This is a genomic window from uncultured Flavobacterium sp. (assembly GCF_963975515.1).
Taxonomy (GTDB): Bacteria; Bacteroidota; Bacteroidia; order Flavobacteriales; family Flavobacteriaceae; genus Flavobacterium.
On the sequence record NZ_CAXBGY010000016.1, the window covers coordinates 1 to 12473 of the forward strand.

General features: G+C 28.8%; 9 protein-coding genes. All 9 read right to left on the reverse strand.

The window, feature by feature from the left end:
• Positions 1-187: 187 nt before the first annotated feature.
• On the reverse strand, positions 188-721 hold the full coding sequence (locus tag AAC008_RS13915; protein ID WP_339890025.1) for a hypothetical protein: 534 nt from the start codon (positions 719-721) through the stop codon (positions 188-190).
• 164 nt (positions 722-885) lie between these two features.
• Positions 886-1497 carry a porin family protein gene (locus tag AAC008_RS13920; RefSeq protein ID WP_339890027.1) on the reverse strand — a complete coding sequence of 204 codons (612 nt, stop codon included), beginning with the start codon at positions 1495-1497 and terminating at the stop codon, positions 886-888.
• A 171-nt stretch (positions 1498-1668) separates the two neighbouring features.
• Positions 1669-2298, reverse strand: coding sequence for a chloramphenicol acetyltransferase (locus AAC008_RS13925; protein ID WP_253114208.1), 630 nt, complete (start codon positions 2296-2298; stop codon positions 1669-1671).
• A 794-nt stretch (positions 2299-3092) separates the two neighbouring features.
• Positions 3093-4157, reverse strand: a complete 1065-nt coding sequence (locus tag AAC008_RS13930; RefSeq protein ID WP_339890029.1) for a tyrosine-type recombinase/integrase — start codon at positions 4155-4157, stop codon at positions 3093-3095.
• A gap of 201 nt (positions 4158-4358) precedes the next feature.
• Entirely contained in the window at positions 4359-5009 is a 651-nt protein-coding gene (locus tag AAC008_RS13935) for a hypothetical protein (protein WP_339890030.1), read from the reverse strand.
• Positions 5010-5107: 98 nt separating this feature from the next.
• Positions 5108-7222 (reverse strand): hypothetical protein, encoded by a 2115-nt coding sequence (locus AAC008_RS13940; RefSeq protein WP_339890032.1) that lies wholly within the window; start codon positions 7220-7222, stop codon positions 5108-5110.
• Between the two features lie 18 nt (positions 7223-7240).
• Positions 7241-9148: a transglutaminase-like domain-containing protein gene (locus AAC008_RS13945; protein ID WP_339890033.1), complete on the reverse strand. Its 1908-nt coding sequence runs from the start codon at positions 9146-9148 to the stop codon at positions 7241-7243.
• Positions 9149-9251: 103 nt separating this feature from the next.
• Positions 9252-11279, reverse strand: coding sequence for an FG-GAP-like repeat-containing protein (locus tag AAC008_RS13950; protein WP_339890034.1), 2028 nt, complete (start codon positions 11277-11279; stop codon positions 9252-9254).
• Between the two features lie 14 nt (positions 11280-11293).
• Positions 11294-12409 carry a hypothetical protein gene (locus AAC008_RS13955; protein WP_339890035.1) on the reverse strand — a complete coding sequence of 372 codons (1116 nt, stop codon included), beginning with the start codon at positions 12407-12409 and terminating at the stop codon, positions 11294-11296.
• Positions 12410-12473 lie beyond the last annotated feature (64 nt).

Consider the following 12473-nt stretch of genomic DNA (forward strand, 5'->3'; position numbering starts at 1 on the left):
TAGGAGAGAAGTTCTTTTGAAAATAATTTTTTCTTGGCTATGAACGCTAACGTTTGACGGCTTGTGGCAGTTGCGTAAATTTAGCACTTAATTTCACAAGTACAAAACTCCTAATGAATTTTCGGAGAAAATTCAAACAAAGACCAAGCCAAGCAATTGCTACAAACCGTTGTTAGCTGCAGTAGTTTCATTCGGAATTGCTGTTTCCAAATCTTTTGGTTTTTTTATTAAATATAAACTCACATGTATTAGTGTAACACCATCCATCTAAACACAAGCAAAATTCTTTTTCTAGTCTTGGCTTTATTTTATATGGATCAGATTCAAGGTTGACAATATATCCAACTATTAAACTATCTTTTTTTGAATTAGTATATCCTAAAAATTGTTTATCATACTTTGCTAAATCTTTTTTAAATAGACGTAAACTTGAGTTTTTTTGAAAGGGTGCTAGTATAGAATCAAAATTTGAAGGTAAGTTTTCTTCTATATATTTAATAGTTTCTACATCAGGAGTAAAAACACCAGTCACTTTGTTAGGATGAGTTAGGATTTTTTTAGCATATTCAGCAGGAAAAATAATTGTTCTGCCTTCACCCAATTTAATGACCTTTATTCGCTCCCTTACATTAGCATTTTTTTCTGTTTTTCTCTTTTCTTTATTTGAGCAAGAGAATAACACAAAAACTGTAATAAACAACAACTTTAGGATATGTTTCATTTATAAGCGTTTTTTTTATTGCAGCTAACGGTTAGCGGCTTTGTTTCAGTGGCTTGTGATTAAACACTGACCAAAGCAAATATAAACAAAATTACGAATCATAGCGGTTTTTCCGAAGGAAAAACCAAGCCCAAGCCATTGAACAAAACCGTTGTTGGCAGTAGTTATTTTTTAATAATAGATTCTAAATTCAATGTTAAGTTTAGATAACCACCAATATTTCTAGATTTGTTTATTTTAGAATTAATTGGGTTTGTTAAATTTATTTCAGGAATTAATTCTAAACCAAAATGTTTGGCAAAATTTACTCCAAAACCTAACATAGCACCAAAACTTTCTCTTTTATAAAAGTCCTCATTTTTTTGACCATCTAATTTTACATTTAGAATATTTGACATTCTGAAGCCTCCAATTATGTAAAACCCTTTATTATAATCTTTATTAACATCATATTTCAAAAGTGTTTGTATTTGTAGTGATTGGATTTCAGCTTTATCAAATAAATAACTTGTAATCTGATTTCCAGTTACCACATAATGCTTGCCTTCCTTTATGTTATTATAAATTATGTTTCCTCGAACTCCAAAACTACTATTGAATTGATGTTCCAGAAATCCACCAAAATTTAAGCCACTATATCCAGCTCCGTCATTTATTGGTCCACCTATACTTATATCATAAGCATTAAATCCAAGTATTGGACCGTAACTTAAGTTTTGGCCTTTAGAATAGCTGAAAATCATTAAAAAAATTATAGAAAGCTTGATTTTTTTCATTTTATTTTTAAGGTTTTGTGTATATAATTACTGCCAACGGATTGCGGCTTGCAGAAGTTGGGGGAAAATATGCCCAAAACTTTTGATTAAGTACTGAATTCAAAAGTAAAAATAAACTTTAAATTCAATACTAAAGCCCCAATTTTTGCAAACCGTTGTTGGCGGTAGTTCTTATTCTTTATCAAGTTGCCTTTGGAATTCACTTAAATATTTTGCCAAGTGAAAACCATCAACTAATCCATGATGTGCCTCAATTGATACCGGAAGATATTTCTTTCCTTCTCGAATGCTAAATTTTCCAAATGTAATTTTTGGAACTGATTCAGTCCTATCAAAGTTTGTTGGATGCAATAATCCTGTAAATGAAGTCCAAGGAATAGTTGAGTGCCTAATTAAATCTTTCTTTATATCGTCATCGTTTAATCTTAGTCCAGTTGAGTTGAGTACTGTCTGAATTTCGTTTTGCAGTTCTTTATTAAAAGTTTCAAAATCATCAGAGAAATTGACGAAAATAAATCCAAAAGTTCCATCTGCTCTTCCGACTGTAGCGCCAGCATTTATTTTCTCAAATAACGCCACTTTATTATCCACTATTCTTAATCTCAATTCTTCTACAGAATTTACAGCAATCATAGACTTATGAAGATAATGGGCAAAAAATGAATTTCCATTTTCTTTCGCATTATCATAAGCTATAGTACAATCAACTTCAGTTGTTATTCCAAAATATGGGCTTGCCATTCTTGAAAAGAATTCAAAATGTTCTTTTCTATTCCAACTTTCGATGTTGATTATTTCCATTTATGTTTCAATTTAGTTTAGTGTTTTAGAATTACCGCCAACGGTTAGCGGCTTTGTTTCAGTTTTGCTGATTAAGCACCAAGCCTTAACAAATATAAACAAATTTTTGATTTAGAAATTACCAAAATAAAAAAAGACCAAGCCTGCAAAATTGAACAAAACCGTTGTTGTGGTTTCGTGGCTGTTTAAATTCAAATTGCGTCAATTCAGAATGAATTTATGTAAGTTGAATTCAAACTCTCAACACAAAGCTTTTCTGCATAGAAATTCCGCAACAAATTTCACGCAAACTTTTCGACAAAGTTCAGTCTTTTGTTTTTAAAATGATTTTGATGAATAAATGATTTTCAGAATTTCTTACGTTAAAAACTAAATATTTTAATGATTTAATGTTTTGATGATTTTATTGAATTTTCGCAAAATAATTCAAGTAAACTTTTCGACAAAGTTCAGTTTTAGGTTTTTACATTAAACACATTATATTCGCAAAATAATTTTCGACAAAGTTCAAGAATCGCAAAGTTTTTCAGGTTAGATTTTCTACAAAAATTGATACAAAATTTTCAAGAATTCAGAAACAAAATTTTACTTCGTTCAGGTTGAAATTTCCAAAAATGTTGATTTGAAAATTATTTTCAATGCCATGAACCACAACTCTTATATATACGAACCTAAAAACCATTTAAATACGTAATATACTGTTAATTAGTTATTTATGAGAATATATATCAAAATACGAAATTCGTTTTTATTTTTTTATATTTTCTCATTAGTCAAATATATAAATTGTTTTCTTACAAATTATCTAATGGACTAATTATTTTTCTTAAACTTAAATCTGTTACTTGTGTATATAATAATGTTGTTTTTATATTGTTGTGTCCTAATAATTCTTGAATAAATCGAATGTCTGTTCCGTTTTCTAATAAGTGTGTGGCATAACTATGTCGCAAACTATGAACTCCTTGCTTTTTAGTAATGTTAGCTTTATCTAACGATTTTCTAAAAAATTGTTGCACACTCCTCGTTGTGTATTGTCCACCATATTGTCCTTCAAACAAATATTCTTTGGGTTTGTACGCTATATAATAGGAGCGAAGCTGCTCTAAAACACTTTCGGGTAAATTAACATAACGATCTTTTTTTCCTTTGGCTCTCTCAATAAAAACACGCATTTCTATACTATCGATATCATTTATCTTTAAATTTATGATTTCTGAAACTCTTAAGCCCATTCCATAAATTAATTTTAAAATAGTATTATGCTTTAAGTTTGGTGTAGCTGCTAAAATTCTTTTAATTTCTTCTATATTAAATCCTTTAGGTAGTTTTAAATGTTTTTTTGGTCGCGGAATTTCTATGGCAAATTTTTCATAATTAAGTACTTTTTCATAATAAAATTTTAAAGCATTTACTCGACTATGTATGGTGTTTTCTGTCAGCTTTAATTTTGTAATGCAATACCAAACGTAGTTTTTTAAGTCTTCAGTTTTTAATTCTGTAGCTTCTCTGGGTTGAATATATATGAAAAATTGAATTAATTCACTGCAATAATTTCTTATTGTATTTTCACTATAGCCTTTTATTTGTATGGTTGCTTTTGTTTTTTTTATTTGTTTTTGATGAAATTCTGAAATTTTAGATGCTAAAAAAGAACTCATCTCTTTTTCAGGGGAAATTCCGAATTTTTCTCTATAAAATTGAACATCTGGAACATACCAACATTTATTGGTTATGCTATATTTATGCCCAACCCAACTTTTAACTTCTTGGGTTAATAGATAGTTTTTTTCAAACTGAATAAAAATAACTTTTTGGTCATTGTGTGTTCCCAATTTAAAGGAAAATGAATTTGGCATATAGTTGATTTTTTGGCGTTTAGTAAATCAAATTTACACTATTTGCAAATACAAATCAAGATTGTTTTCTGTTTTTTTTAAAGAATTTAAATTTAAAGAATTACTGCTTTTTTGATACTTAAAGGGTTCTTATTTGTGATAAAAAAAAAGCACAATAAATAAATAGTGTGCTTTTGTGCTTTTTAGTAGGTAAATTAAAACTTAGCCTCCCATTTTTTCTTGAAATTCTTCCATGGTTACTTTTTCAAATCCTGCAGGAACAATGAATGCGTCTTTTGATACAACTTTAAAAACTTCAGTTGCTTTTAACTCTAATGTTGCTTCTGGAGTAACAATTTTCATTTCTAAAGGAAATCCTTTTAATTTAGATTCTTTAGCAGAAGACATCATTTTTATATCATCAGTTATGTAAAACTCTCCTGTTTTATCGTCATTGTATGTTACAGTAGCTTTATAACATTTAAAACCAGCAACTTCTTTTGTTGCAGTTTTGTCGAAAGTAACTGTTGCTATATTATCTAAATCTGCCATGTCAACACCTTTAGAAGCATTTTCATCTATTCCAGTAATTTCGTATTTGTTACCCATTGCATCCATTGTCATTTTTGTAGATTTTGGATCGTTTATTTTTTTGTAGATTTTAGTTAAAACCATTCCACCCATCATATCAACTTCTACAGCAACATTCTCATTGTCAAAATAGTTTGTCATTATGATGTCTCCCATCATAGCCATTTGTTCGTTATCGCTAGTCATTTTGTATTTTACAACACCACTAGTCATTACTTGACCGATTGAACTAATAGAAACTAATAGCAAAAGGCAAATTGAAATCTGTTTAATTTTTTTCATTTTGTTTAGTATAAAATTTTTTATAAATATATTAAAAATAAATTAGATTATTTATTTCAGATCAAAATCTAATATGAATTTAACTTTTTTGTACTTTTTTAATTTTTCTTGAGTAGTATCTTTTCTTGTGAAAATTGATAAGATGCATCTAGAAATTCTATCATCTTACTCCAATTAGCATTTGGTTCATACGAATGATAGTAGCATTTTGATGTAACAATTGACAATTTGTTGTTCTTAATTTCTGCTACAGTTTTGAAACTCCCAGTAACATTTTCAACGGACACGTTTATTTTTTCTAATCCAGCAACTGTGTATCCTTCTGGAATGTCGAGGTTAATTGTATATTCATAGCTTCTTGGAAAAATAGAATAAATGTTATTTGTTCGTTTACTTTCTTTATCTTCAATGTCAACTTGTGATGAAATGAATTTTCCAATTTCAAGAATATAATTTGGACCAGCCTTTTTAATTAAACTGTTAGTAATTACAAATTTTTCATCATAGGTTAAAGGATCATTTTTTCCAAATCTTCCTGTGTTTTTAATAACTAGTTCGTGTTTGTCTAATTTAACGCCATATTCTTGCTCAGCTTCAGTTTTAAATTTTTCATTTTTGTTGTCTTTAATTTTTTTAATTAAAGCCTCATACTCTTTTTTGTATTGTTCTTTTTTCTTTTTATTACTCACCATGTCTAATAATGGTTTTGTGCCATATTTTTCATAATCTTCATTTACATAATCATAAAATAGTATTTTAGATTCTTGTTCAAACTCTTTATTGTGACCATATAATGATGATGTTTTAGCAACATTAATTGTATTGAAATCTGAAGCTAAAGTTATATTTGTTGTAACTTTTGAAATGTTGTCTTTATAAGTAGATTCGGGAAGTTTTATGCTTTCAATGTCATCTACTTTTCTGTTTTTGGATACTTTTAAGGCATATGCATTTGTGTTTTCAATTTCGTAAGCAAACATTTCGGGAGATGAATATGGTGTGAATAACCCGAAATAAATTGGGTTTTCAGTGTATATCTTTAAAAGAATCTTTGTGTTGCTTTGAATTAAAATATCTTTTATTGGACCATTTTCTCTTCCAGTAGAAACAATGATATCATAATCAATTCTGTTCTTTTTAAGGAATTGCATGAAATAATTTATAAAAGGCTGTTCTTTGGTAAAGAACGTTGGATTATAGCCATAAAGATCAAATGGATACATGATTTTAGCTTCATCAATTACAAAAGCTTCAACATATCTTGTGTAAAATTGATGTCTTGTAAAATAGTAAACTGCTTTAACTTTATCTTCTTGAGAATCAAATGTTTTTCCTTTTAAGAAATCATTAATTACATCAATATCACCACTTGGAGAGAATTTAGTATTATAAAAGTTAAAAATATCTTCTTTAGAAACAACAGATTTTACTATGCTTTCTTTCTCTGGTAAAAAGGCTTCAGCACGTTCTTCAAATTTCCCTGAACGAGCAAAAAATACCTGAAATTTATAACATGGCAGTTCTACTAATGGCAAAAACCAACGCGGAAAATCATTTTTTGGAATGTCTTGTGCTTCTAATTCATATCTTCTTTCATTACCTTTTTTTGTTGGAATTTCTTTTAATTGTGGTGCACCATTATAGGTATTGAAATTTACAAAAAAATCATTTTCTGTTTGAAAAATTAATTTGTAATTCATAATAGGATAGGTACTTCCTAAAGTGCTTTCAACAGGTTCAAAACCAAACGCTTCAATTGAATAAGAATTAGAAACATATTGACTATAAAAATCAATAATATCACCAATTTCAAGTCCTGAAACAGCAATTTTTTTGTAATTATCTACAATTTTAGCTTCTTTTTCAATGTCAATTTCTACTTCTTTACCTGATGGTTTAATAATTTTTATTCCAACAGCACCATCTTTTTCAAATGAAAATTCAGAAAACTCAGTAACAGCTGCTTGATCTAACAGCTTTATACGTTTTCTATAGGATGAAGTAAAGGTGACGCTTTTACCAAATTTGTGATAATCATAATCTTCAAATTTAATGATTTCAACAGCGGATTCGTTTTTATATTTTTCTGGAATAGTTGTGACTTTTTTGTAGGTATCATTTGCACCCCAAAAAAATTCTTTGACTTTGTTTTTATCTTGTGCATTGGCAATAAAAAATAAGCCTAAAAATAGAAAAGTAAGTATTTTTTTCATGGAATTATGAATCTGATTTTATTTAGTTAAAACGATTTGTTCGGAGTAATTTTTTGTGAATTGTAAATGATTTTTTTTCCATTCTTCAAATTTTGAAGATTTTAGAATAGGTTTTTTAAAATCAAACATTTTATGATAAATAATAGTATTTCCTTTTACTTCATATTTTAAGGAAATAGTATAATCTTCGTTATTTATTTCAAAGTTTGTAGGAAGTCTTGATACTTTATAACCTGTAGGAATTTCTAAAATAATTGTAATATCATCATGTGATTTATAATCGAACATAATGTCTTTTTTACGCTCTTTTAAGTCTAAATATTTATATTCTTTGTCGTAATCTAAATCAACATACATTTCATTATCAAAACTAGAAACATGATTCGCTAATTTTGTTTCATAAGAAATATTTAATTTTTGATCTCTGTTACTTAAATCTGAAGTTATAATATTTGAAATGTTATAATTTTTGTCGTTTCCGGATAAAAACCATTTTAAGGCATCTTCTTTTTTATCATTTTTAACATTGTTGTATTGATATAAAAATGTTGCGCGACTTTCTCCAATAAACTCTTTGTTTACAGAACCTGTTAAATTTTCGTTTTCAATTTTATAGTTAGTGATTATTTTTTCTGAATTTGTTATTGATTTTTGTACAGGAACTTTGTCAATAATAAACTTGTTTCCGTCTTCAATTAACACTTCTTTTCCTTGAATTCTTTCAGCATATTCTCCAAATGAATTAAACTTCTCTGTTCCATCTAAAAAGTATTTTTTGCCATCTTTAATTAAGGTGCAAATCATATGATTATCAACAGATAAAGAAGGAATACTATAATCATAAGCAATATGATTTGTTCCAATCCAAGTTAATCTTGCATCAAAACCAGCTAATTTCAACATTTGTTTGGTAAGATTCGCCATTCCTTTGCAATCACCATAACGTTTTTCAAAAACATTTTGAGAATCATCGGGTTTAAAGCCTGCAATTCCGTCTTCAAAAGCAATATATCTTATGTTATCTTGTACCCAATAATAGATGTTTTTAATTTTTTCGTCATCAGTTTTTGCATCTTTAGTCAATTCTTTTACTTTATTTGCAAAAATAGCTGGCTCATCTTTCATAGAATCTACTAATGATTTATACCATTTATATAAATCTGCTGTGCTGTTAAAAAGTGTTTTCTTTTCTGTTTTTTCTGTGTATGATTTGGCAATAAATAAAACATGAGGATACAAATAACTTGGACCTGGAGCATTGTTTTCTTTTACAGATGGATCCATGTTTTTTATGACATATTTATAGATTTTATTATCTCCATCAGGAGTTGTGGTTTTTTTAATATCATAAGAATTAAAGTTGAATTCTTTAATTTCTAATTCTAACCATTTTGGAACTTTAATTGTTATTGTTTTTTCAATTACTGGATATTCATCATTAAAGTAAATGCTTGTGAAATATTTAATATCTCTAATTTCCTTTTCCATTTCATAATCATACGAATAGCCTTGAACAGGAAAGTCTAATTGTACATGTTTTACTTTGGCATCATTATAGAATAAATCATTGCTTTTGTAAAATTCATCTTTTGGATAAAAGGCAGCAGTTTTATTGTTTCTGTATTTTATACTAAATGTTTTTATTTCAGATTCACTATCATAAAACTCATATTTTGAAATATCAGCTCTGTGATTGATGTTCATTAAATTTTCATTTATTTTGTAATTTACTTCAACAGAATTAATACTTTTATTAATGGCAAAACTCACGTTTTCTTCGCTTTTTAGAATAACAATATCGGATTTGTCATATTTTACTCTTAACGATTTAGCTAGCTTAATATCTTCTGGAGTTGGATCGATATTTTTTTGTGCAATAGCAAAAAGTCCAGTTAAAAGAATGAATAGAAATACTATTTTTTTCATAAGTCATAAATAAGTTACAATGATATAAAAAATCACAATATGATTTGCAAAAAAAATAGTCTTTTGTAAATAAAAGACTATTTTTTATAAAGGCTTGACTAATTTAATTCTTCTTTAAGAAACTTTCAGAATATTTTTTGCCATCTTCGGTTTGTATCGTTAAAATGTATAAACCTTCAGCTAAATCTTCTACAGAAATTGTATCGTTTTCATAAAGAATGTTTTTTACAATTTTTCCTTGAGTAGTATAGATTGAAATATTTTTAATACTTAGTTGACTTGCATTAGAAATTGAAAGCGTTTTTGATGTTGGATTTGGATAAATAATGATTTTATTTAATTCAGAATTCACAACACTTAAAGGACTAGAACCTTCAACTACGGTCAGAGCTTGATTACTAGAAGGATTATTAATTACATCAACAGTTCCAGAAGGCCAATGAATTATAACTTGTGTTATTGCAGTTTCTGTTCCAATTCCAAAATGGGCATTCATAGTACTTTGATGACTAAATCCGTGTCCACTTCTTATTTCTCTAATTTGTTTTCCCCAGGCACCATAAATTTCTACTCTTGCTCCAATTCCATTTCTATTGCTGGCAACTCCTTGTAAGTTAACTTTAATCCAATTGTTTGCATTTGGAACATTATAATAAACATTTCCACCATATTGAACATCTAAAAAGCCATCATTGTTTAAATCTCCAATTCCACCTTCGCTGAAAGTTAAATCATAACCAGTAAAAGTTAAATCACCGTTGTTTAAATAAATTTCTTTTCCATTTTGCCAAAAGAAATCTACCCAGCCATCATTATTAAAATCAACGGCTTGTACTTCCCAAGAACCAACTTGTGCGGCTATTCCAGTTGTTGCATAAATGTCTGTAAATGTTCCATCACCATTATTTCTAAAGAATTTATTGGTGTCTGAAATGTTTGATAATAAAAAATCCATATCGCCATCATTGTCAAAATCTTCAATAGCTGTTGACCAAGATTGTGAGCCATCATTTAATCCGGCAATTGCACCAGATTCTGTAAATGTTCCGTTACCATTATTTTTATATAATAAATTAATTCTTTGTGGATCACCAACAGGAGCACCACCACGGCATTTTGCAATATATAAATCCATATCACCATCATTATCATAATCAGTCCACATCGATTGATAGTTTCCTCCAACAGCTAAAGTTGGCATTAAAGAAATGTCAAAAACCAAATCTCCACTCCCTGTATTTCTGTAAGCGTGACTTTGAGCCACATCATGACAAGCCCATAAATCTAAATGTCCATCATTATTTATATCTACGAAATTAGCTCTTTGAGTAAAAATATTTTGAGGATAAGATACTTCGGTATAATTTGTACCCGTTGCATTTGCTTTTACAATGGTTAACCTACTAGAACCTCCAAAAACTATATCATTAAAACCGTTTCTGTCATAATCTCCAGCTGTAATGCTCCAGCTTGGAGTTGTTGTTAATCCAGGTAAAGCAATTGTTGAAGAAATAAATCCTCCACTTGTTTGCTGATGTAAAATTGTCATTGAAGTAGCTCCTACAGTTACAATATCATCTAAATAATCACCATTCATATCTACAACACAGCAAATAGTTGAACTTGATGAAATGCTTTGAGAGGTAAAACTGATTGGAAGAACAATAATTGGTGTTTCTATTATTTGAAAATCAAAACCTGCTGAACTCCAGCGATTATCAAAAGCTATATAATAGGTTGTTCCAGCTGTTACATTAAATGTTACTGTTGATAAATACGAATTTGTATTTCCACTATTGCATTGTAAAACACCTGAGTCATCATCACTTGCAATACATGATAAGCTAGTACATGTTCCTCCGTAAATATGTAATCTAGTGTCTTTGCAAATATTAGCGGCTAAATCTGTTGTTACAGTAACGGTATAAGCTTGTGTTGGAATATATTTATACCATTCACCAGCAGTTGGATTTCCAGATCCAATACAATCAGGAGTTGGAATTTGAGTTCCGTTTACAGCTGCAACTGTATGTGTTCCAACTCCAATAGTTGGAGCAGTATCACAAGTGTCCTGAGCAACTGTTATTTGAAAACTTATTAAAAAGTAAAATAGGATTGTAATTTTTTTCATGTTTTCATCTTTTTTTAGTGACAATCTGCTGGTAAAGAATTTATCCAATCACTAATTAATTGTATTCCTTCATTATGAATTACTGTGCGGCCTATTATAGGCATCATTGTAGCACCTTCTGTTGTGTTCATTCTGTGGATTAACTCGGAATGATTAGCATCACCACCATTTATTACAAAAGGGCCATTTTCTATATAAAATAAAGGTGTCATGCAAACTCCGAAAGTGTCTAAATTAGTATTACTAAAATTAAATCGCATACTAACATAATCACAATGTCCACCGGTTCTATGGCAATGTGCACAATTGACATCTATATAAGATCGTGCTCTTTGTTCTAATGTTTTTGAAGTATCATTCCAATCGACAGCTGAGTAAATTGTTGAAGTATTAGGAACATCATTTCCTAAAAAGCCAATACTTTTCCATTTGGCAATTTGGTTTTGACTTCCGGTTGAATAATTATAATTGGTATTTAAATTTTGAGGTTTTGGACCAATTGGAATAGTTATTTCTCCACCAGTTGTTTGGTTAGGGTTTATTTTATGACAAGTTAAACATTCCGTTTGAGAAGGTGTTTTATAAGTTGTGGTTTTTGTAATGCCATTTTCTTTCCATTCAATAGGAATAAACACTCCTTGTTCAACCGTGTCTAAAAACGCTTCTGTTTGTTCAGTATTCCAAATATAGTCGTAAGCTTTCCAACCGTCTGATTTTCTTATTAGTAATCTAGTTTCAATTATTTTTCTTGTGTTGTTTGGTTGAACATTGTCATAATAAAAAGTTTTTAAAAGAGCCGTTCCAACTGGGAATTCAAATACATTATCATCTCCATTATAAGTTGCTGTTGTTCCATTTGGCAGCCAAACAAAACGCATTTTATGAGCATAGTCAGCAAATAAAGAGGAAGCGGGTTCATAAGGTAGAACACCAGTTGTAGGTAGATGGTTTTTTAGTTCATCTTTAAAAAAATGATAATCAGATAATTTCGAATAAGGAACTTCTTCTAAATTTACAGAAACAGGTATTTCTGCAATAGGTATTTCAATATATACATCATCTTCATCTGAAGAACATGAAATAAAAGTTAAACCAAGAAAAAAAAATATTAAATAGTAGATTTTATTCATTCTATAAAATTTTATATTACATAACAAATATAATTTTTTTTAAGATAAAATGAATTAAATTCAA

What these genes read in the sequence shown, in the direction of transcription:
- AAC008_RS13915 (WP_339890025.1), bottom strand. Translation starts at nt 721, where the DNA reads ATGAAACATATCCTAAAGTTGTTGTTTATTACAGTTTTTGTGTTATTC.
- AAC008_RS13920 (WP_339890027.1), bottom strand. Translation starts at nt 1,497, where the DNA reads ATGAAAAAAATCAAGCTTTCTATAATTTTTTTAATGATTTTCAGCTAT.
- AAC008_RS13925 (WP_253114208.1), bottom strand. Translation starts at nt 2,298, where the DNA reads ATGGAAATAATCAACATCGAAAGTTGGAATAGAAAAGAACATTTTGAA.
- AAC008_RS13930 (WP_339890029.1), bottom strand. Translation starts at nt 4,157, where the DNA reads ATGCCAAATTCATTTTCCTTTAAATTGGGAACACACAATGACCAAAAA.
- AAC008_RS13935 (WP_339890030.1), bottom strand. Translation starts at nt 5,009, where the DNA reads ATGAAAAAAATTAAACAGATTTCAATTTGCCTTTTGCTATTAGTTTCT.
- AAC008_RS13940 (WP_339890032.1), bottom strand. Translation starts at nt 7,222, where the DNA reads ATGAAAAAAATACTTACTTTTCTATTTTTAGGCTTATTTTTTATTGCC.
- AAC008_RS13945 (WP_339890033.1), bottom strand. Translation starts at nt 9,148, where the DNA reads ATGAAAAAAATAGTATTTCTATTCATTCTTTTAACTGGACTTTTTGCT.
- AAC008_RS13950 (WP_339890034.1), bottom strand. Translation starts at nt 11,279, where the DNA reads ATGAAAAAAATTACAATCCTATTTTACTTTTTAATAAGTTTTCAAATA.
- AAC008_RS13955 (WP_339890035.1), bottom strand. Translation starts at nt 12,409, where the DNA reads ATGAATAAAATCTACTATTTAATATTTTTTTTTCTTGGTTTAACTTTT.